Source organism: Amycolatopsis orientalis DSM 40040 = KCTC 9412, assembly GCF_000478275.1.
Taxonomy (GTDB): domain Bacteria; phylum Actinomycetota; class Actinomycetes; order Mycobacteriales; family Pseudonocardiaceae; genus Amycolatopsis; species Amycolatopsis orientalis.
In genome coordinates this window covers 33,022-58,580 of record NZ_ASJB01000022.1, presented here as the reverse complement: position 1 = coordinate 58,580, position 25,559 = coordinate 33,022, and the positions used below count along the sequence as shown (strand labels likewise).

The window sequence follows — 25,559 nt, the reverse complement described above, 5'->3', positions numbered from 1 at the left end:
GCTACGCCTTGCCCTGGTCGTTGCTCAGCCACTTCTCCGGCCGGACGCGGACCAGGACGGAGTTGTCGTTGAGAGCGCCATCGACGTACTTCGTGCCCTCCGCCTCGGGCAGATACCGATGCGCGATCTTCAGCGCCTGCTCCCGGGTCGGCGGCGCGTCGTTGGCGATGACCGGCCCCTCGGCCGTCACGTACTTGTACGGCAGGGTCTCCGACTGCGCGACCAGGCTCAGCCTGCCCGCCTTCTTGATCGCCTTGTCCTTGACCGAACCGCCGTCCATCCAGATCAGGAGCTCCCCACCGGGCTCGTAGTCGTACCAGACCGGTACGGCCAGCGGAGCCCGTCCTTCCCGTTCCACGGCCAGGACCCCGATGTGGACCTCACTCAGGAAGGCTTCCCGTTCCTCGGCGGTCATGACGAAAGACGACATCCGTGTCCCACTTCTCTCGGCTCGATGATCTACGAGAGGAGGTAACGCGGAACACGTTCAGGACATTCCGGGCACGACGAGCCTCGCATCCAGAGGACTAAACGCGTGGGTTACGGCGTGGGCGAAGCGGAGCTGGTCGGCGTCGCGTCACCGGTGTTCCCGGCCGGGGTCGAAGACGGCGGCGGAGTGGTCGTGGTGCTCGACGGAGGAGGAGTCGACGACGGCGGGGTGCTCGAAGGCGGCGTGGACGAGGGCGGTGTGGAGGAGGGCGGCGTCGACGAAGGCGGGGTGCTGGTCGGCTTCGACGGCGACGTGCTCGTGGGTGGCACGGGGCTGCTCGGCGGGAACGACGAGCCGGGCAGCGGGCTCGGCGGCGGCGTGGTCGTGCCGGGCGGGGGAGTGCCGGGCAGGGTCGGGACCGGCAGTTGCCCGCCGGGTGTGTCGGCGGCGACGTTCGAGGAATCGGGCGCGCCGACCGGGACCTGGCTGTCCGGCAGCGTGGCGACGCCGCCGCGGTAGGCGACCGCCCAGCGGATCACGGTGTCCACATAGGACAATGAGTGGTTGTAGCGATACACGGCCACGCGCTGGGTCTGCTCGGAGGTCAGGTCGACGCCGCCGGAGCAGAGGTAGCGGCCCGAACCCAGGGTCGCGTCGTAGATGTTGTTCGGGTTCGACTCGCCGTCGCCGTTCCCGTCGGAGGCGTAGCCCTTCCACGTGGACGGGATGAACTGCGTCGGGCCGACGGCGCGGTCCCAAGCGGTGTCGCCGTCGTACTTGCCGCCGTCGGTGTCCGGGATGGCCGCGAACGGTCCGGCGCCGTTGAGCTGCGGGCCGAGGATCGGTTCGAGGGTGTTGCCCTTGGCGTCGACGTAGCCGCCGCGCGCGTGGTTGGACTCGATCCGGCCGATGCTGGCGATCAGGGCCCAGTCGATGTGACAGCCCGGCAGCTCCTTGGCGAGGATGTCCGCCGCGTTCCGGTACGCCTTCATCATGCTGGCGGGGATTCCGAGCGCACCCGACGGCGCGAACGAGCCGCCGACGTTGCCCGTGCCGCCGGGGACGGTCAGCGGATCCGGGTTGGGCGGTTCGGGGAGACTGCCGTCGACCGCGATCTCCGGGACGACGCCGGCGGGCGGCTGCCACTGCGCCGCCTGGTTCTGCGGCGCGGTGTCCTTCGCAGCGGCGATCGGGGTGTCGTCGGGACCGGCCGACGCGGTGACCGCGGGCAGGACGGCGAGTGCCCCGCCGGCGAGCGCGAAGGCCGTCCGGTGCCGGGCGGACAGCCTGTCCGTCTGTCGAGGGCGGTGCTTCGGCATGTTCTCTCCCGCTAGGTCGACTCCGGGCAAAACTATCCGATACAACCGAATTTCGGGGACGACACAACGAAAAACCTGCCGGGCCGCTCGGATTTCGTCCGCCCGGCACAAGACCTTCGTAGTGAACTTGTCAATTTCACGCTGAGTTCACCGAAATCCCAGCAGAATCCTCGGGCCGCCCGGAGGGACAGGTCTGAACCGCGTGCAAAGAAGTCTTTGCACAATCTTCTTTGCACGGCTAGGTTGGTGGCATGACCGGTCCACCGCCGCCCGAAGAGATCACCGATCCCGCCGTCCTGAAGGCGGTGATGCATCCGTTGCGCAGGCGGATCATGGAAGCGCTGGGCCGAGGGCCCGCGACGGCGACGAAGCTGGCCAAGGAACTGGGGGAGAGTTCGGGCGCGACCAGCTACCACCTGCGAGAACTGGCGAAATACCACTTCGTCGACGAGGCGCCGGAACTCGCGCACGGCAAGGAACGCTGGTGGCGCGCGAGGCAGCGCGACATCCGCTGGCCCCGGCACAGTGAGCAGAGCGAAGAGATGCGCGCGGTGTTCGACGAGGCGCAGCGCGCCGCGTTCACCGAAGACCTCGAACAGCTGGCGCGTTTCCTCGAACGCCGCGGTGAGCTGGGTGAATGGGGCGACGCGCTGGTGTTCTCCCGGGGCGCGGTGCACGTGGACATCGAGGAGCTCGCGCAGTTCTGGGACGACTATCTCGAGCTGCTGCGCCGCTATTGGCGGCCGGAGCCCGGCCCGGACGCGCGGAAGGTGTTCGTGCGCTGGATCGCGTTCCCGGATCCGGACGGGAAGGAAGGTGAGCGGGGGAACTGAAAAGCAGGTGGGAGAGCGGCCACTCGACCACCTCTGATCGCGTCACCACGCCGGACGGCGTGTCTTCACGGACGACTCCACAGACAAGGGGGAGCAGCATGCTGCTCTGGAAAAGAACAGGGGCCATCGGTGCGGCGATCGCGGCCGTCATGGCGGTGTCCTCGCCGGTACCCGCCGCGGCTTCCACTGGTGACGTCTCGTTCACCAGCCACGGCGTCACCCTGCACGGAACGGTGGTCGCGCCGCGAGGCGGCGGTGCGGCGCCGGGGATCGTCATGGTGCACGGCTCGGGCGAACACGACCGGGACGACTACCGAGCCGAAGCCGAGGCTTTCGCCAAAGCGGGGATCGCCACGCTGATCTACGACAAACGGACCGAGGGTTATTCACTGTTCGAGCGGGATTACTCGGTCCTGGCCGACGACGCGCTCGCCGCCGTCCAGGCCCTGCGTTCACGGCCGGGCGTGGACCCGGCCCGCGTCGGGGTGTGGGGGTTGAGCGAAGGGGGCTGGGTCGCGCCGTTGGCGGCGTCGAAGTCCCAGGACGTCGCCTTCGTGGTCACCATCGGGGCGAACGGCGTCTCACCCGACCGCCAGCAGTCCTGGGCCTTCGAGACGTACCTGCGGCGAGGCGGCGTCACCGGGTCGATGGTGGACATGGTCGCGTCGACGAACATGCGGACCCTCGCGGGTGCCGGTGCGTTCCCCGAAGCCGGGTACGACCCCGTGCCGGTGCTGGAGAAGGTGCGGCAACCGGTGCTCGGGATGTGGGGCGAACTGGACCGGCTCACCCCGCCCGGCGAGGCGGTGCGGATCTTCCGGGAAACGTTGGAGCGCACGGGGAATCGGCAGTACACGCTGAAGGTGTTCCCTCAGGCTCAGCACGCGCTCCGGTCGACGACCGACGGCTTCGACAAGCTCGACGGGTTCGCCCCCGGCTATCTCGACCTCGTCGGGACCTGGGTGAACGGCCTGAAGGACGGGCCGGTCCGGCCGTCCGCGGATCCGCCACCGGTGCAGGCGAGTCAGAGTGCCGCCCTGGCGCCGCTTGCCTGGTATGAGACCCCGTGGTCGCAGATCGCGGTGTGGGCGCTGGCGCTGCTCGCGTTCGCGGCTTATCCGGTGACGGCGTTGTTCCGCCGCCGTCGTGGCGGGGCCGTGCCGCTCGCCAAGCCGGCGCGCTGGCTGGCGTCGACCGGTTTGCTCGCCACGATGGGATTCCTCGTCTACTACGTCGTGTTGACGACAGGGGCGGCGATGGCGCCCGGCCCTGTCCTTTTAGGACGGACACTGCCGTGGCTCGCGCTGCAGCTGACCGCGGTCGGCGTCGTCGCCGCCGGTGCGGTAACCGCGGTTTCGTGGTGGCGGGCCAAAGGTGGCGGGGGATTCCGGGTCGGCCTGTTGCTGACCGGAGCCGTTCTGTTCGTCCCGTGGGCCGTCCACTGGGGACTGCTGGTGCCGTGAGGTGAGCCTGGGTGCCGGGCGGCCACCCGGCACCCAGGCGAGCGGAAGCGCGTCACCACGCCCGAGGGCGTGTCTTCACGAACGGACTTCCGCCTCAGAAGATACTCAGGACTTCGGCGTGACGGCGAACCGGCGCAGTTCCAAGGCCGGGTTCTTGGCGCGGACCTCGGAAACGCGTTCGGCCGTAAGCTCGGCGGCGGCGGTGCCCGTGCGTTCGCCGGCGGAGGCGAGCACGACGCCCATCGGGTCGACGATCATGCTGTGCCCCGACCCGGTCGGCGCCGCCTGTCCCGCCGCGACGAGATAGATGGTGTTCTCGATCGCCCGCGCGCGGACCAGGGTGGTCCAGTGGTCCTCCTTGAGCGGGCCGGGCATCCATTCGGCCGGGAGGAGCACCGCGTCCGCGCCCGCGTCGACCAGCCGCCGGGTGACCTCCGGGAAGCGCAGGTCGTAACAGGTCTGCAGGCCGAAGACGAACCCGTCCGCTTCGAAGGTCTCGGGTGCTTCGATGTCGCCGGGCCGGACGAGTTCCGATTCGCGGAAACCGAAGGCGTCGTACAGGTGCAGTTTGCGGTAGAGGGCGGCGATCGCCCCGTCGGGACCGGCCGCGACGAGCGTGTTCGAGATCCGGTCGCCACCGGGGAGGGCTTCGTTGATACCCGCGACGACGGTGATCCGGCGGTCCTTCGCGAGGCCGCGGAGTTCGGTGACGAACGGCCCGTCGAGTTCTTCGGCCGAGGTCACGAATTCCCGGCTCATCGTCGGTACGGTGAACAGCGAGTACTCGGGCAGCACGACCACCCGTGCCCCGCGGTCGGCCGCTTCACCGACGAGGGAGGCGACGCGGGCGAGGTTGGCCTGTTTGTCGTTGCCGGGCGCGAACTGCGCCACCGCGACGTGCACCATGGGACCCCTTCCAAGACGTGGAAGTCTTGTATACATGATGGATACTTGGCTGGTCCAGGTGTAGGCTCTGTCGCGGACAGTAACGGCACAGAGGGGGACGGGATGACTGCGACCGCCGAAGGGGGCGGCCCGGCGCGCGAACGGGTCTATACGTGGCTGCGCGACGGAATCATCTCAGGTGAGCTGGAGGGCGGCCGCTTCCTCGACGAGATGTGGGTTTCCGGTGTGGTCGGCGTTTCGCGGACGCCGGTACGCGAGGCGTTCCACCGCCTGGCCGCCGAACGGTTCATCAGTCTCCTGCCGCGCAAGGGCGCGCAGGTGCGCACGGTCACCGCGCGGGAACTGGAAGAGGTCTACCAGAGCAGGCGGCTGATCGAAGGCCACGCCATCGCGGCGCTCTGCGCGAACCGCGCCGGGGCGCCCGCCGAACTGCCCGAACTCATCGAAGCGATGGTGCGCGCCGGTGCCGAACACGACTGGTTCGCCGTCTCGGGATTCGACCGCCGCTTCCATCGCGCCATCGTGAACGCCGCCGGCAATTCGGTGCTGACCGAGTTGTACGACACGCTCCGCTCGCGGCAGCAACGGGTCACGGTCCGCGCGCTGGAGGCGCGGCCCGAACGGCTGACGGTGATCAACGCGGAACACCGGGAACTGGTCGCCGCCCTGAACGACCACGACGCGAAAGAGGCGTCGCGGTTGCTGGAGGAGCATCTGCGCCCGGTCTCGGAAGTGATGTCCGTCCTGCCTCAGGAGGGCTGACCAGGCTGATCGTGGGTGGCGCAGTGGATCCCGCCGCCGCCCGAGGCGATGGTCGGGATCTTCACCGGCACGATCTCGCGCCCGGGGAAGTGCTCACGCAAGACCTGTTGAGCGCGGCCGTCCGCCCGGGTGTCACCGAACTCCGGTACGAAGACCGACTCGTTCGCGACGTAGAAATTGACGTACGAGATCACGCTGTCCTCGTCGTGACCGCCGACCTTGTCCGGATCGGGCTGGACGAGGTCGATCACCTCGAACGGCTTGCCGTCGGCGTCGGTGGTGTTCGCGAGCACCGACTTCGCCTGAGCGGCCGCGCGGGACCACGAATCGGGCGGAGTGCCGGGTGCCGCCTTGTCCAGCAGGACGACGCCGGACGCGGTGAACCGGGCCAGGCAGTCGACGTGGGCGTCGGTGATGTCCTCGCCGCGGACGCCCGCGAACCAGATGACCTTCCGGACGCCGAGCACCTTCTTCAGTTCGTCTTCGATCGCCTGACGGGTCCTGCCCTTGTTGCGGTTGTCATTGACGAGTGAGCTTTCGGTGACCAGCAACGTGCCTGCGCCATCGGTCTCGAACGAGCCGCCCTCGGCGGTGATCCAGGTTCCGGTGCGCGCCAGGCCGTACTTGTCCAGTACCGACCTGGCGACGGCCTTGTCCCTGTCGTGCGGGTTCTGTTTGCCGCCCCAGCCGGAGAAGTTGAAGTCGACTCCCGCGACCTTGCCCGCCTCCTCCACGAACACCGGGACGGTGTCGCGGGCCCACAGGTCGTCGACCGGGATCGGGACGACCTCGACGGTGTCACCGCACGCCCGCTGAGCCGCGTCGGCGTGCTCGGGCCGGGCTAGGAGCACTACCGGTTCGAAGTCGGCGATCGTCTTGGCCAGCCCGGAGATCTCCTCGCGGACGGCGGGCAGGTCCGCTCCCCAGATGGAGGCCGACGCGGGCCACGACAGGTAGGTGCGTGCGTGACTTTCCCATTCGGCGCCCAGCCTGCGGGCTGTCGCGGCGGCGGGCTTCGGCGAACCGGTCACGTTGTACTCCTCGGCCGAACAGGGGATGTCACGATAGCATCCTGACTGAAAATTCAGTCAGGATGAGACCGCTGGGGTGATCACCCGTGTTGGACCGTCGGCAAAAGATCTTGGAAGCGGCCGTGCGAGTGATCGCGCGCAGTGGGGTGCGGGGCCTGCGGGTCGAGAAGATCGCGGCCGAGGCCGGGATCTCGACGTCGCTGATCTACTACCACTTCACCAACCGCGCCGGACTGCTCGAGAAGACGCTGGAATTCGTCAGCGATCGCGCCGCGGCGTACACCGGAGAAGCCGCGGCCGAGGCGGCGGATCCCCGCGCCGAGCTCGAACTCCTGTTGCTCGGGGAACTGCAGGACATCCAGGCGGTGCGGGAGAACAGCACCGCCTGGGGCGAGCTGCGGGCCAGCGCCGTTTTCACCCCGGAACTGCGTGAACCGCTGGCGGCGGCGACCCGGACCTGGGTGGACGAGGTCGCCGAGGTGATCCGGCGCGTCGGCGGTGTCGAGGCCGGAGCCGCCGCGGAACGGCTCACCGGTCTCGTCGAAGGGCTCAGTGAGCGGTGGCTTTCTGGTTCGATGGAACCGGACAGAGCGCGGGAACTCCTGCGGGGCGCGATCGCGCTGGAACTGGACAGGGTGGGGGCCTGATGGGACTCGAGAAGATCGTCGGTGTCATGCGGGACAACCTCACCGTCCGGCGCGTCTACGGCGAGCCCGTGGAGAACGACGGCGTCGTGATCATCCCGGCCGCGAGCGTCATCGGCGGCGGAGGCGGCGGGCACGGCAGCGAACAGGAGAAGGAAGGCGAGGGTGGCGGGTTCATCCTCGCCGCGCGCCCGGTCGGCGCGTACGTGCTCAAGGGCGGAGACGTGCGCTGGGTGCCCGCCGTGGACGTCACCTTCCTCGGCGCGGTCTTCGCGATCACGGTCGCGGCGATTCACCGGGCCCGGCGCCGGCGATCCCCGCAAGGATGAGATCGATCCCGGTCAGAAACTGCTCGCGGTCGTCGTGGTCACGGGCTTCTTCGGCGATGGACCGGAGGAAGGGGTACTCGCCGGGGTCGAGTTCTTCCCACGCGTTCGCCGCGGCGCGAAGGAATTCGGCGCGGTCCACGCCGGATCCGAGCGCCCGGGAGTTCGCGGCGTTCTGGGCCGCGGCGCCGAAGATGTAGTGCACCAGCGCCGAAGTCGCGGTGAACCAGGTGTCCTGGGGGACGCCCAGCGCGCTGACCCGCTGCCCGACACTTTCGAAGATCCGCGGCGTCACCGAGCCCCAAGGGCTGCGGGAGAGCTGAAGGGCGAGTTGCGGGGAGAGCCACGGGTGCCGCTCGATCGCCTCGAACAGGCCCAGCGCGACGGCGCGGATCTCGTCCTCGGGCGAGCCCGCGACCGCTTCGGTGGTCAACGCGGCCGCGATGACGGAGTCGGTCGCGGCGGCGAGCAGTTCGCCCTTGTTCGCCACATGCCAGTAGATCGCTCCCGGGCCGGTGGCGAGGCGTTCGGTCAACGTCCGGAAGGTGAGCCCGCGTTCGCCGTCCGCGTCGAGCAGCGCGACGGCGGCCTCGACGATGCGCTCGCGGGTCAGTGCCTCCGCGCGGGTCCGGGATGCCATGCCGCCATCCTGGCAGAGCGCCGATCCGCGTCGAGCGGACGCGGACCGCCGGATTTCGGGTTAGTTTCCCTTCATGGCGAAAAGCTCGGCGGTGGAGATCGAGGTCGGTGACCGGACGGTGCGCGTCTCGAACCCGGATCGCGTCTACTTCCCGGCGCGGGGTGAGACCAAGCTCGATCTCGTCCGGTACTACCTCGCTGTCGGCGACGGGATCGTCCGTGCGCTGCGGGAGCGGCCGTGCATGCTGCACCGGTTCCCGTCCGGTGTCTCGGGGGAGAAGGTCCCCCAGAAACGCGTCCCGAACGGCGCGCCGGAGTGGCTGCAGACCGTCCGCGTCGACTTCCCGTCCGGCAGGCACGCCTACGAACTCTGCGTCACACATCCCGCCGACGTGATCTGGGCGGTGCAGATGTCGACGGTCGAGTTCCATCCCTGGAACTCCCGCCGCGCCGACACCGAACGCCCCGACGAGTGGCGGATCGACCTCGACCCGATGCCCGACTGCCCGTTCTCCACCGTGCGGAAGGTCGCCGGCACCGTCCGCGAGATCCTGGACGAACTCGGCATCACCGGCTGGCCGAAGACCTCCGGCGGACACGGTCTGCACGTCTACGTCCGCATCGAACCGCGGTGGGGTTTCCAGGAGGTACGCCGGGCGGCGCTCGCCTTCGCGCGCGAGGTCGAACGCCGGATGCCGGACGAGGTCACCACCACCTGGTGGCGCAAGGACCGGGATCCCTCGAAACTGTTCGTGGACTACAACCAGAACGCCCGCGACCACACCATCGCGAGCGCGTACTCGGTCCGCGGCGTGCCCGAAGCCGTCGTCTCGACCCCGATCACCTGGGACGAGATCGACGACGTCGAGCCCCGCGACTTCACCATCGCGACCGTGCCCGCGCGCTTCGCCGAACTCGGCGACCTGCACGCGGGCATCGACGACACGAAGTACTCGCTGGACACCCTGCTCGAGTGGGCCGACCGCGACGGCCTCGAACCCGACACCGACTGACTCCCCCCCTCGCACTCAGAGGACTAAACGCGGAAGGACCGGCCCAGTAGCGAACCGCCCTCCCGCATTCAGAGGACGAAATGCGGAAAGACCGGGCCGGTGTCGCGCCGACTGTGCGCATTTAGGGGACTAAATGCGGGAGTGGGATCGGGCATTCAGGTCGAGTGGGGAAGATTCTGGACGTCGAACGGCCGGAATCTTCCCCGCTCGGGAGCCACGAGCGTCGCGCGCCACCCGAGCCCGCATTTAGAGGACTAAACGCGAGGGCACCGGGCCGAGCCTCGCATTTAGAGGACGGAATGCGGGGAGCGGGGTGGGGTTATTTGCCGACGTAGGCGGCCAGGTGCTCGCCGGTGAGTGTCGCACCGGTCGCGACGAGGTCGGACGGCGTGCCCTCGAAGACGATCTTGCCGCCGTCGTGGCCGGCGCCGGGGCCGAGGTCGATGATCCAGTCGGCGTGCGCCATGACCGCCTGGTGGTGCTCGATCACGATCACCGACTTGCCCGCGTCGACGAGCCGGTCCAGCAGGCCGAGCAGGTTCTCGACGTCGGCCAGGTGCAGACCGGTGGTGGGCTCGTCGAGGACGTAGACGCCGCCCTTGTCACCCATATGCGTCGCGAGCTTCAGCCGCTGCCGTTCACCGCCGGACAGCGTGGTGAGCGGCTGGCCGAGGCTGAGGTAACCGAGCCCGACGTCGTTGAGCCTGCTGAGGATGGCGTGCGCGGCCGGGATGCGCCCGTCGCCCTCGCCGAAGAACGCCTCGGCTTCGGACACCGGCATCGCGAGCACCTCGCTGATGTTCTTGCCGCCGAAGCTGTACTCCAGCACCGAAGCCTGGAACCGCTTGCCGTCGCATTCCTCGCAGGTGGTCGCGGTGCCCGCCATGATGCCGAGGTCGGTGTAGATGACGCCGGCACCGTTGCAGTTCGGGCAGGCGCCCTCGGAGTTGGCGCTGAACAACGCGGGCTTCACGCCGTTGGCCTTGGCGAACGCCTTGCGGATCGGTTCGAGCAGACCGGTGTAGGTGGCCGGGTTGCTCCGCCGCGAACCGCGGATGGGCGTCTGGTCGACCGAGACCACGCCCTCCGCGGCGGGGATCGAGCCGTGGATCAGCGAACTCTTGCCGGAGCCCGCGACACCGGTGACGACGCAGAGGACGCCGAGGGGGACGTCGACGTCGACGTTCTGGAGGTTGTGGCGGTCCGCGCCGCGGATCTCCAGTTTGCCGGTGGGGGTGCGGACGCTGTCCTTGAGCGTCGCCCGGTCGTCGAGGTGACGGCCGGTGATGGTGTCGCTGGCGCGCAGGCCGTCGACGGTGCCCTCGAAGCAGATCGTCCCGCCCGCCGTGCCCGCGCCGGGGCCGAGGTCGACGACGTGGTCCGCGATGGCGATCGTCTCCGGCTTGTGCTCGACGACCAGTACCGTGTTGCCCTTGTCGCGAAGCTGCAGGAGCAGGTTGTTCATCCGCTGGATGTCGTGCGGGTGCAGGCCGATCGTGGGTTCGTCGAAGACGTAGGTGACGTCGGTGAGGGACGAGCCGAGGTGGCGGATCATCTTGGTGCGCTGCGCCTCGCCGCCGGAGAGCGTGCCCGAGGGCCGGTCCAGCGAGAGGTAGCCGAGCCCGATGTCGACGAACGAATCGAGGGTGTGCAGCAGCTTCTCCAGCAGCGGCGCGACCGACGGCTCCTTGAGCTTGCGGACCCACTCGGCGAGGTCGCTGATCTGCATCGAGCAGGCGTCGGCGATGTTGATCCGCTTGATCTTCGACGACCGCGCGGTCTCGCTGAGCCGGGTCCCGTCGCATTCGGGGCAGGTGGTGAAGGTGACCGCCCGGTCGACGAACGCGCGGATATGCGGCTGCATCGCCTCCCTGTCCTTGGCCAGGAACGACTTCTGGATCGAGGGGATGAGACCCGAATAGGTCAGGTTGATGCCCTCGATCTTGAGCTTGACCGGCTCCTTGTAGAGCAGATCGTCCAGCTGCCGCTTGGTGTACTTCTTGATCGGCTTGTCGGGGTCGAAGAAGCCGCAGCCGCGCAGGATCCGGCCGAACCATCCCTCCATGGAGTAACCGGGGATCGACAGCGCGCCTTCGTTGAGGGATTTGTTCTCGTCGTACAGCGCGGTGAGGTCGATGTCGTTGACCGTGCCCCGCCCTTCGCAGCGCGCGCACATGCCGCCGGTGATGCTGAATTCGCGGCGTTCCTTCGTGGTCCGGCCGCCCTTCTCGACGGTCACGGCGCCCGCGCCGCTGATCGAGGCGACGTTGAAGGAGAACGCCTGCGGTGAGCCGATATGCGGTTTCCCGATCCGGCTGAAGAGGATGCGCAGCATCGCGTGGGCGTCGGTGGCGGTGCCGACGGTGGAACGGGGGTCCGAGCCCATCCGCTGCTGGTCGACGATGATCGCCGTGGTCAGGCCGTCGAGTACGTCGACCTCCGGCCGGGCCAGCGTCGGCATGAAGCCCTGCACGAAGGTGCTGTAGGTCTCGTTGATCAGCCGCTGCGACTCCGCCGCGATCGTGTCGAAGACCAGTGAGCTCTTCCCCGAGCCGGAAACGCCGGTGAACACCGTCAGCCGTCTCTTCGGCAGCTCGACGGCGACGTCCTTGAGGTTGTTCTCGCGCGCGCCCAGGACACGGATCAGGTCGTGGGTGTCGGCGGGGTGCTGCTCGGGCGGCTGCGGCCTGGTGGTCTTGCGCATCGTGTCTCCATCCTGATGTGGGCCGCGTGTACGGTCCGTCAGCCTCACCGGGCTCGATCTAACCAGTTCGAGCCGTTCATCCGGTTTTGTCCGTGCGGGGTGTCCGCGACGATGCTCACGCTAGGTGAGCCGCGGCCTCCGGCGCTTCTCGATTCCTGATCGGGGTTCAGACGCTCCAGCCCTCGCTCTTCGTGGCCTTCAGGTAGTCCTCGACTGGAGGCCCGACCGGCCTGCCTTCGAACTGCGTCGACAGCACCACCGACGACCGCAGCTCACCGTGCTTGCCCAGCCGTTCGAAGAGGCCTTCGAGATGTTCGAGCGACACGGCCCGCACCTTCAGCATGGTGCAGCGGTCACCGCTGAGCCGGTGCAGTTCGACCACCTCGGGATAGTCCTCCGACTTGCTGGTGCGCAACAGGCAGCTGCCGAGCGAGCAGCGCATCTCGACGAACGCCTGCAGGTCGTACCCGGTGCGGCGCGCGTCCACCTGTGCGCGATACCCGGTGATGACGCCCGTCTCCTCCAGCCGGCGGACCCGCTCGGCGACCGCCGGCGCGGAGAGGTTGACCCGGCGTCCCAGTTCCTTGAACGAGAGCCGTCCGTCGCTTTGGAGCGTCTCGACGAGCCGCCAGTCGAGGTCGTCCAGCGGTCTTTCCGATCGTAAGGTCATCGCGCCCGGATTCCTTTCATGATGCGCCTCGCGCTCCCTCGACGCCTTCGTCAGCCTATTCGCCGGGGCGCCCGGATTCCCTAGATTTGAATCATGAAACCGATGTTCGCGCTCTTCATGGGCGTCGCTTGCCTCAGCACCGCGGTCGTCGGGCTGTCCACCACGGCGGCGCTGATCGTGGTCGACCATGCCGGTGCCGCGTGGAGCGGACTGCCGAATGCCGCGCTGGTGCTCGGTTCCGCCGCGGGGTCGCTGACCTCGGGCGCGCTGGCCGCCCGCTACGGCAGGCGTTTCGTCCTGGTGCTGATGTACGGAACCGCGGTCGTGGGCGCGCTCGTCTCGTTCGGCGGTGCCCTCGCCGGATCCGTACTCATGTTGGTGGCGGGGATGCCTTTGATCGGCTTCGGCAACAGCGGGGCACAGCTTTCCCGCTACACGGCCGCCGACCTGTCTCCCGAGCATCGCAAGGGTTTCGCACTGTCCACAATGGTCTGGGCGGGGACGGTCGGCGCGATCGCGGGTCCCGCCCTGATCGCACCCGCCGCGGCACGGGCGGAAGCCGCCGAGCTGCCAGCCCTGTCCGGCCCCCTCGTGGCGGGCGCGATCGTCGTGGCCATCGCGGTGCTCGCCGTCGCCGCCCTGCCGCGCGGTCTCGCCGCCCCGGCGGAACGAGTACCGAGGCGGGAGCGGATGTCCGTGCGGGATCCGCTGATCCTCGGGCCGCTCGTGGCGATGGTCGGCGCGCAGCTGGCGATGGTGGCGGTGATGACGATGACCCCGGTGCAGCTGCACCGGCACGGTCAGGGGCTGGACGTCGTCGGCTGGGTACTGAGCGCGCACTTGATCGGGATGTTCGCGCTGGCGCCGTTGTCCGGCTGGATCGCCGACCGCTGGGGCGGCCGCGCCACGATCTTCGGCGGGATCGGTACGCTCACCGTCGCGGCCGTGACCGCGATCGGCGCCCCCGATTCGCATCACGTGGGAATCCCGGCCGCGATGTTCCTGCTCGGCTACGGCTGGAACCTGGTGTTCGTCGGCGGCAGCAGCATGCTCAGCCGTGACCTCCCGCCCGCTCAGCGCGCGAGGGCGCAGGGCACGGTCGACGCCTTCGTCTGGGGGACGTCCGCGGCGGCCAGTCTGCTCGCCGGGCAGCTGTTCGGCGTGGGCGGATACGTTCTGGTCGCCATCGCCGGTGGGCTGTGCGCCCTCGCCCCGCTCGCGGTGCTCGGCCGCCGGGCGCCCGTCGCCGCCCCCGGTGAAAAAGCCGGCCTCCGCTGATCTGCGAAACCTCGGCGGTGCCGTCATACTGCTTCATTCCGACCACGAACTAGCCCGTGATGACGCAGATCACGTCGGCCACGAATTCGGAGGGTCCTAGGGTGAAGACAGACAAGGTGCGGGAGATCGGGGGTGCACGATGAGCGAGTTCGCGGTGAATCTGCGGGACCGGGTACGGCAGGCGAGGGAAGACGTCCGGATCGCCAAGCGGGAATCGGACGAGGATCGTGCGTCCGCCGTCGGCGCCGATCTGGCCAACCTGGAGCGGCTCGCGGCCGAGCACGGCGTCGAACTGCCGGAGCAGGCCTCGGGTGACGCGCGGGCGTGACCCCGGGTTCCGCCCGCGTGATCGGCCTTTGACACCCTGGGGCGCGTGACCGAGAGCCTGAACCGGATCCGCGCCTTCCTGGCGGATCGTGAACCGCCGACGCCCTGCCTGGTCGTGGACACCGACCTGGTCGCGGCGCGGACGGCCGCGGTCGCGGCGGCGTTCCCGGACGCGCTGATCCGCTACGCGGTCAAGGCGAATCCCGCTCCAGAGGTGCTCGACGCGGTGCTGTCGGCGGGAGCGGGGTTCGACGTCGCGGGTACGGGCGAGATCGAGCTGTGCCTGTCCCGGGGCGCGGAAGCGGCGGAACTGGCCTACGGCAACACGATCAAGAAGCCGTCGGACATCGCGTTCGCGTATACGCGCGGAGTTCGTGAATTCACCACGGACTCCGCCGGTGATCTGGCGAATCTGGCCGAGTACGCGCCCGGTTCGCTGGTTTCGATCCGCTTGCTGCTGACCGGTGGCCCGGACTCGGTCACTCCGTTCGGCCACAAGTTCGGTTGTGAGCCTTCGGTGGCCGCGACGCTGCTCCGCCAGGCCGTCGACGCCGGGCTGCGGCCGGGAATCGCTTTCCACGTCGGCTCGCAGCAACCGGATCCGGCCGCCTGGGAGATCGGCGTCGCGACCGCGGCCAAGGTCGCCGCCGACGCGGGTGTCGGGCTGGCGAGGCTCAACATCGGCGGCGGGTTCGCCACCGGGCACCGGGAACCCGTGCCGTCCTTGGCGGATTACGCCGCGGTGATCCACGCCGCCCTCGGAGAGCATCTGCCTGGGCCTGGTCCGGAACTCCTGCTCGAACCGGGCCGGGTGATCGTCGCCGACGCCGGACTCATCCGGACCGAAGTCGTCCTGGTGACCACCCGCGCCGCCACCGACGAACGCCGATGGGTATACCTCGACGTCGGCAGGTACAACGGAATGGCCGAGTGCGAGAACGAAGCCGTCGCGTATCGGCTTGAGCCCGTCGGCGTCAAGGGACCGGAAGGGCCGGTGGTCCTCGCGGGGCCGACCTGCGATGGTGACGACGTGCTGTACCAGCGGACACCCTGCGCCCTGCCGATGTCGCTGCGGGCGGGTGACCTGCTGGACATCCCGGGGACAGGTGCCTACACCGCCAGCTATTCGTCCGTCGCCTTCAACGGAATCGAGCCGTTGCGCACCTACTGTGTGGGGAGGTTCGCCGATGCCGGGTGAAGTACCACTCGTCGGCCGGTTCGCCGGCCGTCATGTCCTCGCGGAGTTCGAAGGGATCGAACCGGCGCTGCTCAACGATCCCGCACTCCTGAAGAAGACCCTCGCGGACGCGGTGACCGAGGCGGGGGCGACGGTCTGCGAGGTCGTGTCGCATTCCTTCGCCCCGCAAGGGGTCACCGTGCTCGCGCTGCTGGCCGAATCGCACGCTTCCGTGCACACCTATCCGGAGATCGGCGCGGTGTTCGTGGACGTGTTCACCTGCGGGGACCGGGCGGATCCGGAGCGGGCCGTCGCCCTGCTGGCCAAGCTGCTGGGTGCCGGTACCGTCCGGATGTCCACTGTGGAACGAGGAGAGAACTGATGGCACAGCGGCGGATCGCCGAGCCGATGGGGCCGGGGCTCACCCGGAACTGGGACGTCGAGGAGGTGCTCTTCGAGCGGCGCACCGCGTTCCAGAACGTCCTCATCGGACGGACGGCGCAGGGGATCTCCCTGTTCTGCGACGACGAACGGCAGAGCACCGAACTGAGCCAGCTCGTCTACCACGAGGCGCTGATGATCCCGTCGCTGCTGCTCGCCGACCGGGTCGAGCGGGTGCTGATCATCGGCTCCAGCGAAGGGGTCGCCTCGCAGCTCGCGGTCGCCGCGGGGGCCGGGGTGGTCGATCACGTCGACATCGACGCCGAGGCGGTGCGGGCCTGTGCCGAGCATCTTCCCTACGGCTACACGCCCGGCGAGCTGGCCCGTGCCGAGCGCCGGGACGGCAAGGTCCGCGTCCACTACCGCGACGGCTGGGAGTTCCTCGCCGAGGCGCGGGAGCGCGGGGACGCCTACGACGTGATCGTCATCGACCTGCCGGACGAGAACGATGATCCGGAGGCGCAGCACAATCGGTTGTACGGAAACGATTTCCTGGCCCGGTGCGCGAAGCTGCTCACCGCCGGGGGAGTGGTCGGCTGTCAGGCGGGCTGCCCGACACTCTGGCGGAACCAGACGTTGATCGCCTCGTGGCGCAGGTTCACCGAATCGTTCGGTACCGTCCTCTACTACGGTTCGGACGAGCACGAGTGGGCGTTCCTGAGCGGCCGGGCCGACGTGCTCGACGATGCGGGCGCCCTCGTCGCGGAGAAGATCGGCAAGGCGGGATTCGGCGAGTCCACTATGGACGAAGACGCGCTGCTGGCGAATACCGTGCCGCCGTTTTCATTGCGACGGCAATAAGAACCTGACCCGTTATCGCACCGAGATCACCCGGTCGTCGTACTCCGTGACCACTTGATGAAGGATCGTCCATCTGGTCGTTGCCGGGTGCCCCCATGCGGGCCAGAATCGCTCGGGTGAGTATTCGGCGCGCGGTGCGAAGCGCGGATAGGCGACTTGACCTCCGGGACCGGTGATGGCGTTCATGGGGAGGGACGCGGGGATCGCCGCAGGGGCGGGCAGGGAATCCGCGGTCTGCGCGGCGTTCGCGAGTTTGACCGCGAGTGTCGCGGAGGACCAGGGACCGGATCGGGTCGTGGACACCTTGTCCAGTGAATGCGTACGGCTGCTGCCGATCGATTCGGCGGAAGTCTTCCTTCCCGGCCTGAAATCCGAGCGGTATCCGGCGGTGGAAGCGGGGCCCGCCCTCGAATCATTCGAAACCGGGAGTGGCGTCGCCGTCGACGACCTTTCCGCCGAGGTGACCCGCTGGCCCGGCTACGTCGCCAGGATGGCCGGGCTGGGCTTTGCCGCGGTTTCCGCTCTCCCGTTGCGGGCGATGGAGGAAACCGTCGGTGCGGTCACCTTCTTGAGTACGGAAACCGCGGCTTTGAGCGCCGAGGACCGTCGGCTGGGACAGGCGCTGGCGGACGTCGCGACGCTGTGCCTGATCCAGCAACGGGAACTACGCCATTACCGGACGCTGTCGGAGCAGTTGCAGACGGCGCTCGACAGCCGGGTGATCATCGAACAGGCGAAGGGGATGCTCGCCGAACGTGCCGGTGTCGGTGTCTCCAAGGCTTTTCAGCGGCTGCGCGCGTTCGCCCGCAGTACGAACCGGAAGCTCTCGGACGTGGCGCACGGGGTCGTCGACGGTACGGTGGACAGCGAGGAATTCCTCCGGTCACGCGGCCGTTGACAACTGCCGAACGGTATCCGGCAGTTGCCGGTAGGGTCGTTGGTCACCGGATCCGGTGACTTGTCCCGCCGAACCCGCGACCGTGCGGCCCTAGGGCGCGAGGACCTTATCGGAAAGGCTTTACGCAGATGAGAGGATGCGTGAAGCCATGGCGCTACTGGGAAGCCTTCTGGGGAGGAACCGCTCGGTACGGCCGAGCCTGCTTCCGTTGCTGGAGTTGCGGTCGTCTGCCTTGACCCTGCGGTCCGGGTTCGGGCTCGCGCCGACCGGCGTGGGCACGGTCTGCTTCGTCGCCGAGGGCCGTCCCGGAGCGGGGACGGAGGCGGAGATCGTCGCGGGCCTGGCGGGGGATTCCGTCCGCCGCAACGTGATCATCCACGACTCGCGCGGGCGGACGATCGTCCGCTGCTGGCGGGAGAACGGGGATCTGGGCTGGCTGCTCAACGACCTCGTCGACGTCAACGACAGGCTGGCCCAAGCGGGTTTCGCGGCCTGGCTGTCGCATACGACGGTCGATTTCGCCGAGCTGAGGGACATGCGCCACCCGAAGCTGTCCATGGTCTACCGCCGGGAGCGCGGCACCTTCTACCCGTACGCGCCGCGCGGGAGCCGCGGCCGCGACCGGGCACTGGAACTCAAGGTCCGCTCGTCGCTGACCCGGATCGTGCCGATGGAGGCCGACATCGGCCGGTGGCGTCCGGTCTGAGGGCCTGCCCGGTCAGCCGGGCGCACCGCTGAGCCAGCCGCGCAGCCGCTGGACGCGCCGGTCCCGCGGGTTCCACCGCGGGAAGTGATACCGGTGCCGGGGCCGCGCGGCGGCGTTGCGGGCCGGGGCCACGCCGTCGAGTCGCCGGACCGTCGTCAAGACGTCGTCGAGCAGGGGCGGGGGCGTTTCGGGTTTCACCGCGACCCTCGGCAGCTTCTCGAGTTCGGCGGAGACGAGTGCCCGGAGGGCGCCGGCGTGCGCGCCGGGACGGCGGCGGGTCTCGCAGATCCTCGTGGTCACGTCCCGGTCACCCTTTCCCTGCCTCGGTCCGGCAATTGCCACCTTCGACGATGCGGTACGGCGGGCCGTTCCGGTCACCGCCGAAGGTAGTGCCATCGAGGGCACAAAGACCCCAGTCGGTCGCCGGACGGGTACGACGTGTCACGGGTTGGCGTCGAAAGCCCGGGAAAGCCCGCGGTGGTGGGACAATGTCGGCCGGACTTGGCGTCTCCCGTACCGCGAAATCCGCCGGACACCGGTCCCGGCGAGACCACGATCGACGGAGAAGGTGCATGCCGAACCCGAACTCCCTGCGGCCCGTGTCCCCGGCCGCGGCCCCGATCAGGGTGCTCCTCGTCGAAGACCACAAGATGGTGGCCGAGGCACTCGGCGCGGCGTTCGAGGAGTTCCCCGAGATCCAGCTGGTGGCTTCGGTGGAGACCCTCGCCCACGGGATGGTCGCGGCGGCGGAGCAGCTGCCCGACATCGTCCTCCTCGACCGGCGGTTGCCCGACGGCGACGGGATCGAGGCGATCACGCGGCTCCTCGCGGTTTCGCCGTCGAGCCGAGTGCTCGTGCTGACGGGCGACGCGAACAGCGCCATCGCCGCCAGGATCCTCGAAGTCGGCGGAGCCGGGCTGCTGCTGAAGTCGGGCCTCCTCGACGAGCTGGTCACGGCGATCCGCACCGTCGCCGCCGGCGACGTGATCATCGATCCGGAACTGCTCAGCGGCGCGCTGGCCATGCTGGCCGGGAGTTCCGGTCCGCTCGGGCCGGGGCTGACCCTGCGGGAGCGCCAGGTGCTCGGGCTGATCGCCGAGGGCGCGGGAACCGACCGGATCGCCGAGGAGTTGCGGCTCGCGCGGAATACCGTGCGGAATCACGTGCAGCGAATCCTGGTGAAGACCGGAACCCATTCGAAACTCGAAGCCGTGGCGCACGCACGCAGGAATGGCCTCCTCGAACGGCCGTAGCGCCGGGGCGCGCTCGGGTGCCAAGCTGCACTATGGCCATGCTGCCATCGGAATCGGCGCCCGATCACCGCAATGCTGTGCTCTTCGAGTTGTTCGTGCACAGCGTCGTCGACTACGCCATTTACATGCTGGACGTCGACGGCAGGGTGATCAGCTGGAACCCGGGCGCGGAACGGATCAAGGGATATTCCGAGGAGGAGATCCTCGGCCGCCATTTCTCGGTTTTCTTCACCGAGGAGGACGTCGCCGACGGCAGACCCACCGCGGAGCTGCTGATCGCCGCCGAGATGGGCCGCCACGAGGACCAGGGCTGGCGGGTCCGCCGGGGCGGGAAACGCTTCTGGGCCAACACCGTGCTCACCGCCCTGCGTGACCCCGTCGGCACGCTCGTCGGATTCGGCAAGGTGACCAGGGACCTCACCGAACGGCAGCGGACACTGGAGGAAAGGAGCGGACACCACCAGGCGTTCACGCATTTGGTGCGGGCACAGGAAACCGAACGTCGCCGTATCGCGTGGGATGTTCACGACGATTCCATCCAGTCGATGATCGCGGTGAGCATGCGCCTGCAGATGCTCGCCGCCCAACGCCGCGATTCCGCTTTGCTGCAACTCGACGACGCGATCCAGGGTGCTATCCGTCGGCTGCGGATCCTGGTCGCCCAATTGCGCCCGCCCGCGCTGAACGACGACGACCTGGTCGCTTCCATCCGCGACTATCTCGACGAGGTCGTCCGAGGCTGGGGACTGGACTGCACGCTGCGGCACGATTTCACCGCCAAGCCGCCGCCGGAACTCGTCGTCACCGCTTTCCGGATCCTCCAGGAGGCGCTGGTGAACGTACGGAAGCACGCGAACGCCAGCGCCGTCGTGGTCTCGCTGACCGAACAGAACGGCGGGCTGCTGGTGAAGGTCGCCGACAACGGCGTCGGGATGAAGCCGGGCGCCGAAAGTTCTCCCGCCACGTTGTCGGGTGAGCACATCGGAATGGCGTCGATGCGTGAGCGCGCGGAGGCGGCGCAGGGATGGTTCCAGATCTCCGGCAGGCCGGGGGAAGGCACGTCGGTCGCCTTCTGGATTCCGCTGGCCGCCCCCGCGACCGTGCGGAGATGACGGTCTTCCCCTGGACCGCGGGGACCGAAATGAAGGAGGCACCTCGATGCCGGAGCCGGGAACCAAGCGGGCCGCGGTCCGCACGCTGAACGACGAAGGCCTGCAACGGCTTTTGGAGGGGCTGAAAGCCGTTCGGGACGGCGATTTCAGCACGCGACTGCCCCAGGTGGACGACGTCCTGATGGACGAGATGGCGGTCGTCTTCAACGGGATGGTCGACCAGCTGGCGTTGTTCACCTCCGAGGTCACCCGGGTCGCGCGCGAGGTGGGGACCGACGGCAAGCTCGGCGGTCAGGCCGCGGTGCCGTCGGTTTCGGGGACCTGGAAGGACCTCACCGATTCGGTGAACGCGATGGCCGGCAACCTGACCGGTCAGGTCCGCGACATCGCCGAGGTCGCGACGGCGGTGGCGAAAGGCGATCTGTCGCAGAAGATCACCGTCGACGTCAAAGGCGAGATGCTCGAGTTGAAGAACACGATCAACACGATGGTGGATCAGCTTTCGTCGTTCGCGGACGAGGTCACGCGAGTCGCGCGCGAGGTGGGCAGCGAAGGACGGCTGGGCGGCCAGGCGGAGGTTCCCGGGGTGGCGGGAACTTGGCGCGACCTCACGACGTCGGTGAACTTCATGGCGGGCAACCTCACCGATCAGGTGCGTTCCATCGCCGAAGTCACCACCGCGGTGGCGAAAGGCGATCTGTCGCAGAAGATCACGGTGGATGCGCGGGGCGAGATCCTGGAGTTGAAGAACACGATCAACACGATGGTGGATCAGTTGTCGTCCTTCGCGGACGAGGTCACGCGGGTGGCGCGCGAAGTCGGCACGGAAGGCGCGCTGGGCGGCCAGGCCCAGGTTCCCGGGGTGGCCGGGACTTGGCGCGACCTCACGACGTCGGTGAACTTCATGGCCGGGAACCTCACCGCGCAGGTGCGGTCGATCGCCCAGGTGGCCACCGCGGTGGCGAAGGGCGATCTGTCGCAGAAGATCACGGTGGATGCGCGGGGCGAGATCCTGGAGTTGAAGAACACGATCAACACGATGGTGGATCAGCTGTCGTCGTTCGCCGACGAGGTCACACGCGTCGCGCGCGAGGTGGGCACGGAGGGGCGGCTGGGCGGGCAGGCGGATGTCAAGGGTGTGTCGGGGACGTGGAAGGGTTTGACGGAGTCGGTGAACGTGATGGCCGACAATCTCACCGACCAGGTGCGTTCCATCGCCGAAGTGACCACCGCGGTGGCGAAAGGCGACCTTTCGCAGAAGATCCGCGTCGACGCGCGCGGGGAGATCCTGGAACTCAAGGACACGATCAACACGATGGTCGGCCAGTTGTCGTCGTTCGCCGACGAGGTCACGCGGGTGGCGCGTGAGGTCGGTACGGAGGGGCGGCTGGGCGGGCAGGCGGATGTCAAGGGTGTGTCGGGGACGTGGAAGGGTCTGACGGAGTCGGTGAACGTGATGGCCGACAACCTCACCGATCAGGTCCGCTCCATCGCGCAGGTCGCGACCGCGGTCGCTCGCGGGGATCTGTCCCAGAAGATCACCGTCGAGGCCAAGGGCGAGGTCGCCGCGCTCGCGCAGACGATCAACACGATGGTCGACACGCTCTCGGCGTTCGCGGACGAGGTCACCCGCGTGGCGCGCGAGGTCGGCACCGAGGGCATCCTCGGCGGGCAGGCCAGGGTGCCCAACGTCGCCGGTACCTGGAAGGACCTCACCGACAACGTCAACTCGATGGCGAACAACCTCACCGGCCAGGTCCGCAACATCGCCCAGGTGACCACCGCGGTGGCGCAGGGCGACCTGTCCCGCAAGATCGACGTCGACGCGCGCGGCGAGATCCTGGAACTCAAGACCACCATCAACACGATGGTCGACCAGCTCTCCGCGTTCGCCGCCGAGGTCACGCGCGTGGCGCGCGAGGTCGGCAGTGAGGGACGGCTCGGCGGCCAGGCCGAGGTCGAAGGCGTGTCGGGGACCTGGAAACGGCTGACCGAGAACGTCAACGAACTGGCCGGGAACCTGACCCGCCAGGTACGGGCGATCGCCGAGGTCACCAGCGCGGTGGCCACCGGCGACCTCACCCGGTCGATCTCCGTCGAGGCGCAGGGCGAGGTCGCGGAGCTGAAGGACAACATCAACGCGATGGTCCAGTCGCTGCGTGAGACGACGCGGGCGAACGAGGAACAGGACTGGCTGAACACCAACCTGGCGCGGATCTCCGGTCTGATGCAGGGCCACCGGGACCTGCGGGTGGTGGCCAAGCTGATCATGGACGAACTGACCCCGCTGGTCGGCGCGCAGCACGGGACGTTCTTCCTCACCGAATCCGGCGAGGACGGCACCCGGTTGCGGCTGATCACCAGCTACGGGCACAGCGAGAATCCGGAGCTGCCCGCGCAGTTCGCGATGGGGCAGTCGCTGATCGGGCAGGCCGCGCACACCAAGAAACCGATCGTGGTCGACCGGACCCCGCCGGGCTTCGTGAAGATCTCGTCGAGTCTGGGCTCCGCCCCGCCGGTCACGCTTATCGTGCTGCCTATCGTGTTCGAAGACCAGGTCCTCGGTGTCATCGAACTGGCGACGTTCGGCGAATTCACCGCCGTCCGCAAGGATTTCCTCGAACAGCTGATGGAGACCATCGGGGTCAACGTCAACACGATCATCGCCAACGCGCGGACCGATTCGCTGCTGGAGGAATCCCAGCGCCTGGCCGAGGAGTTGCAGGCGCGTTCGGAAGAACTCCAAGCACAGCAAGCGAAACTGCAGCGGTCCAACGCGGAGCTGGAGGAGAAGGCGGAGCTGCTGGCGCAGCAGAACCGCGACATCGAGGTGAAGAACTTCGAGATCGAGCAGGCGCGCCAGGAGATCGAGGAACGCGCGCAGCAGCTCGCGCTGGCGTCGAAGTACAAGTCCGAGTTCCTGGCCAACATGTCGCACGAACTCCGCACCCCGTTGACCAGCCTGCTGATCCTCGCCGGGGTGCTGTCGCAGAACTCGACGCAGAACCTGACGCCCAAGCAGGTCGAGTTCGCCAAGGTGATCCAGTCCGCGGGCACCGACCTGCTGCAGCTGATCAACGACATCCTCGACCTGTCGAAGGTCGAGGCGGGCAAGATGGACATCCACCACGAGCCGTTCCCGCTGCGCCAGCTGCTCGACTACGTCGGCACGACGTTCCGCCCGCTGACCGCGGAGAAGGGCCTCGACTTCCAGGTCACGGTGGAGCCCGACGTGCCGGAGCTGCTGTTCACCGACGAGCAGCGGTTGCGGCAGGTGCTGCGGAACCTGTTGTCGAACGCGGTCAAGTTCACCGAGGCGGGCAGCGTCGAGCTGCGGGTGAAACTGGTCGACACCCTGGTCTCGCCGTCGGCGGACGGGCACGAGTCCTTGGTGGCCTTCAGCGTGATCGACACCGGGATCGGGATCGCCGAGGAGAACCTCGATTCGATCTTCGGCGCGTTCCAGCAGGCCGACGGCACCACCAGCCGCAAGTACGGTGGCACCGGGCTCGGCCTGTCGATCAGCCGCGAGGTCGCGTACCTGCTCGGGGGCGAGATCCGGGCGGACAGTGTGCTGGGGAGGGGAAGCACGTTCACCCTCTTCCTGCCGGTGGCCCGGTTCGCCGCGGCCCAGATCGTCACCGAGTCCACTATGGACAATTCCGCGTCGACGGCGGCCGAGCGGCGCGTCCTGGTCGTGGAAAGCGAGCAGAACAGCCTGCTGACGCTGCTCGCCCGCGGGGTCGCCGCCGACCTCGCCGACAGCCACGGCTCGGTCCAGGTGCGGGCCATGTCGGATCCGATCGCGGCCTTCGAGGAACTGCGCCGCAACAGCTACCGCTGCGTCGTCCTCGACACCAGCATTCCCGGCACGAGCGCGCTGTCGTTCCTCAAACGTCTTGTCGAGGGACCGGATCCTGTCGAGGTCCCGGTGCTGGCACACGCGAGCCGCAAGCTCAGCGCCGCGCAGGACCGGCTGCTGCAGGGCCACGCGCGGCTGCACCCGGTCGAACTGCTGCCGTCGCTCGACATGCTGCGGGAACGCATCATGCTGCACATCTCGGCGAGTGAACTCGAAGGCATCCTCCCGCTGATGCACCAGCGCGAGGTGACCTCGGGGGCTCCCGAGGCGAAGGCGACCGACCCGCCCGCGGGATCCCCGCGATTGCGGGGACGCAAGGTACTCCTGGTCGACGACGACGCCCGCAACGTCTTCGCGATCTCCGGGGTGCTCGAACTGCACGGGCTGTCGGTCGTCCACGCGCCCAACGGGCGCAAGGGTATCGAGGAACTGCTGGCCGACGACGACATCGACCTGATCCTGATGGACGTGATGATGCCGGAGATGGACGGCCACGCCACGACGGCGGCGATCCGCGAGATGCCGAAGTTCGCGGGCCTGCCGATCATCACGGTGACCGCGAAGGCGATGGAAGGTGACCGCGAGAAGAGCCTCGCCGCCGGGGCGAGCGACTACGTCACCAAACCGGTGGACGCGGCGGAACTGCTGGCCTGCATGGAACGCTGGCTGCCGGACTGAGCTCCACCCGCGAAGGTCTCGTGAGTGGTAATGACGGTTCTAGCCATCCCTCACTCGGGTACCTGCTCGTAGGTCTGCGGCTTTGCTCGCGGTGAAGTACATGATGGCCCCCTTCCTTGCGCTAGGCGCAAGGAAGGGGGCCATCATGTACTGGGGAAGGTGTGAAGGTCGAGTTTCCTCGGCTGAGCCGAGGGAAGGGGGCCTTCACGGCCAGCCGCTAACGAACCTACCCCCGGTAGGTACCTAAAACACCCTTGGTTCTGACCCTCATTACCACTCACGAGGG

At 68.4% G+C, this 25,559-nt stretch carries 24 protein-coding genes; 16 read left to right on the top strand and 8 right to left on the bottom strand.

The window, feature by feature from the left end:
- Position 1 precedes the first annotated feature (1 nt).
- Together L324_RS06365 and L324_RS06360 are read right to left on the bottom strand one after the other, a co-directional pair.
- Positions 2-430 carry a pyridoxamine 5'-phosphate oxidase family protein gene (locus L324_RS06365; RefSeq protein WP_037304987.1) on the bottom strand — a complete coding sequence of 143 codons (429 nt, stop codon included), beginning with the start codon at positions 428-430 and terminating at the stop codon, positions 2-4.
- 110 nt (positions 431-540) lie between these two features.
- Positions 541-1,749, bottom strand: coding sequence for a lytic transglycosylase domain-containing protein (locus L324_RS06360; protein ID WP_037304986.1), 1,209 nt, complete (start codon positions 1,747-1,749; stop codon positions 541-543).
- 251 nt (positions 1,750-2,000) lie between these two features.
- Here L324_RS06360 and L324_RS06355 point away from each other — a divergent pair, with 251 nt between their 5' ends.
- A complete protein-coding gene (locus L324_RS06355; protein ID WP_037304985.1) occupies positions 2,001-2,582 on the top strand; it encodes an ArsR/SmtB family transcription factor in 582 nt (193 codons plus the stop codon).
- A gap of 98 nt (positions 2,583-2,680) precedes the next feature.
- The gene (locus tag L324_RS06350; RefSeq protein WP_051173682.1) at positions 2,681-4,045 is read left to right on the top strand and encodes an alpha/beta hydrolase family protein; all 1,365 of its coding nucleotides are present in this window, start codon (positions 2,681-2,683) and stop codon (positions 4,043-4,045) included.
- 105 nt (positions 4,046-4,150) lie between these two features.
- On the opposite strand, the gene L324_RS06345 is transcribed toward L324_RS06350, so the two are convergent.
- Positions 4,151-4,951: a carbon-nitrogen hydrolase family protein gene (locus L324_RS06345; protein WP_037304984.1), complete on the bottom strand. Its 801-nt coding sequence runs from the start codon at positions 4,949-4,951 to the stop codon at positions 4,151-4,153.
- Positions 4,952-5,053: 102 nt separating this feature from the next.
- Here L324_RS06345 and L324_RS06340 point away from each other — a divergent pair, with 102 nt between their 5' ends.
- The gene (locus tag L324_RS06340; protein ID WP_037304983.1) at positions 5,054-5,713 is read left to right on the top strand and encodes a GntR family transcriptional regulator; all 660 of its coding nucleotides are present in this window, start codon (positions 5,054-5,056) and stop codon (positions 5,711-5,713) included.
- Here L324_RS06340 and L324_RS06335 read toward each other — a convergent pair.
- A complete protein-coding gene (locus tag L324_RS06335) occupies positions 5,701-6,744 on the bottom strand; it encodes an agmatine deiminase family protein (protein WP_235783420.1) in 1,044 nt (347 codons plus the stop codon). The genes L324_RS06340 and L324_RS06335 overlap by 13 nt on opposite strands.
- An 86-nt stretch (positions 6,745-6,830) precedes the next feature.
- Between L324_RS06335 and L324_RS06330 the strand changes: the two genes are divergently transcribed.
- Both L324_RS06330 and L324_RS06325 read left to right on the top strand, forming a co-directional pair.
- The gene (locus L324_RS06330; protein ID WP_037304982.1) at positions 6,831-7,391 is read left to right on the top strand and encodes a TetR/AcrR family transcriptional regulator; all 561 of its coding nucleotides are present in this window, start codon (positions 6,831-6,833) and stop codon (positions 7,389-7,391) included.
- Positions 7,391-7,717, top strand: coding sequence for a sporulation protein (locus tag L324_RS06325; protein WP_037304981.1), 327 nt, complete (start codon positions 7,391-7,393; stop codon positions 7,715-7,717). Before L324_RS06330 ends, L324_RS06325 begins: the two co-directional genes overlap by 1 nt.
- On the opposite strand, the gene L324_RS06320 is transcribed toward L324_RS06325, so the two are convergent.
- A complete protein-coding gene (locus tag L324_RS06320) occupies positions 7,665-8,354 on the bottom strand; it encodes a TetR/AcrR family transcriptional regulator (RefSeq protein WP_037304980.1) in 690 nt (229 codons plus the stop codon). The two genes, L324_RS06325 and L324_RS06320, sit on opposite strands and share 53 nt — an antisense overlap.
- A 73-nt stretch (positions 8,355-8,427) precedes the next feature.
- Here L324_RS06320 and ligD point away from each other — a divergent pair, with 73 nt between their 5' ends.
- Positions 8,428-9,366, top strand: a complete 939-nt coding sequence (gene ligD, locus L324_RS06315; protein ID WP_037304979.1) for a non-homologous end-joining DNA ligase — start codon at positions 8,428-8,430, stop codon at positions 9,364-9,366.
- 319 nt (positions 9,367-9,685) lie between these two features.
- Here the strand turns inward: ligD and L324_RS06310 are convergent, their stop codons facing one another.
- Together L324_RS06310 and L324_RS06305 are read right to left on the bottom strand one after the other, a co-directional pair.
- A complete protein-coding gene (locus L324_RS06310) occupies positions 9,686-12,070 on the bottom strand; it encodes an ATP-binding cassette domain-containing protein (protein ID WP_037304978.1) in 2,385 nt (794 codons plus the stop codon).
- A gap of 166 nt (positions 12,071-12,236) precedes the next feature.
- Positions 12,237-12,740 carry an Lrp/AsnC family transcriptional regulator gene (locus tag L324_RS06305; protein WP_037304977.1) on the bottom strand — a complete coding sequence of 168 codons (504 nt, stop codon included), beginning with the start codon at positions 12,738-12,740 and terminating at the stop codon, positions 12,237-12,239.
- A gap of 93 nt (positions 12,741-12,833) precedes the next feature.
- Between L324_RS06305 and L324_RS06300 the strand changes: the two genes are divergently transcribed.
- The 7 genes from L324_RS06300 to pspAB all read left to right on the top strand — a co-directional run bounded on the left by L324_RS06300 (position 12,834) and on the right by pspAB (position 18,368).
- Entirely contained in the window at positions 12,834-14,018 is a 1,185-nt protein-coding gene (locus L324_RS06300) for an MFS transporter (RefSeq protein WP_037304976.1), read from the top strand.
- Between the two features lie 139 nt (positions 14,019-14,157).
- Positions 14,158-14,346: a hypothetical protein gene (locus L324_RS06295; RefSeq protein WP_037304975.1), complete on the top strand. Its 189-nt coding sequence runs from the start codon at positions 14,158-14,160 to the stop codon at positions 14,344-14,346.
- Positions 14,347-14,391: 45 nt separating this feature from the next.
- Positions 14,392-15,543, top strand: coding sequence for a type III PLP-dependent enzyme (locus tag L324_RS06290; protein ID WP_037304974.1), 1,152 nt, complete (start codon positions 14,392-14,394; stop codon positions 15,541-15,543).
- Positions 15,533-15,904, top strand: coding sequence for an adenosylmethionine decarboxylase (speD, locus tag L324_RS06285; protein ID WP_037304972.1), 372 nt, complete (start codon positions 15,533-15,535; stop codon positions 15,902-15,904). The genes L324_RS06290 and speD overlap by 11 nt, the downstream gene beginning before the upstream one ends.
- The gene (locus tag L324_RS06280) at positions 15,904-16,764 is read left to right on the top strand and encodes a spermidine synthase (RefSeq protein ID WP_037304969.1); all 861 of its coding nucleotides are present in this window, start codon (positions 15,904-15,906) and stop codon (positions 16,762-16,764) included. Before speD ends, L324_RS06280 begins: the two co-directional genes overlap by 1 nt.
- Before the next feature lie 175 nt (positions 16,765-16,939).
- Positions 16,940-17,662 (top strand): GAF and ANTAR domain-containing protein, encoded by a 723-nt coding sequence (locus L324_RS06275; protein ID WP_235783418.1) that lies wholly within the window; start codon positions 16,940-16,942, stop codon positions 17,660-17,662.
- 148 nt (positions 17,663-17,810) lie between these two features.
- Positions 17,811-18,368: a PspA-associated protein PspAB gene (gene pspAB / locus L324_RS06270; RefSeq protein WP_037304968.1), complete on the top strand. Its 558-nt coding sequence runs from the start codon at positions 17,811-17,813 to the stop codon at positions 18,366-18,368.
- A gap of 12 nt (positions 18,369-18,380) precedes the next feature.
- On the opposite strand, the gene L324_RS06265 is transcribed toward pspAB, so the two are convergent.
- Entirely contained in the window at positions 18,381-18,668 is a 288-nt protein-coding gene (locus L324_RS06265; protein ID WP_037304967.1) for a hypothetical protein, read from the bottom strand.
- Between the two features lie 272 nt (positions 18,669-18,940).
- Here L324_RS06265 and L324_RS06260 point away from each other — a divergent pair, with 272 nt between their 5' ends.
- From L324_RS06260 to L324_RS06250, 3 genes are read left to right on the top strand one after another with little or no spacing between them, the layout of a single operon-like run.
- Complete coding sequence (locus L324_RS06260) at positions 18,941-19,621, top strand: response regulator (protein WP_051173680.1); 681 nt, start codon at positions 18,941-18,943, stop codon at positions 19,619-19,621.
- A 38-nt stretch (positions 19,622-19,659) separates the two neighbouring features.
- Positions 19,660-20,733: a PAS domain-containing sensor histidine kinase gene (locus L324_RS06255; RefSeq protein ID WP_235783417.1), complete on the top strand. Its 1,074-nt coding sequence runs from the start codon at positions 19,660-19,662 to the stop codon at positions 20,731-20,733.
- Between the two features lie 46 nt (positions 20,734-20,779).
- Positions 20,780-25,273, top strand: coding sequence for a HAMP domain-containing hybrid sensor histidine kinase/response regulator (locus tag L324_RS06250; protein ID WP_037304963.1), 4,494 nt, complete (start codon positions 20,780-20,782; stop codon positions 25,271-25,273).
- The last annotated feature ends 286 nt before the right edge of the window (positions 25,274-25,559 follow it).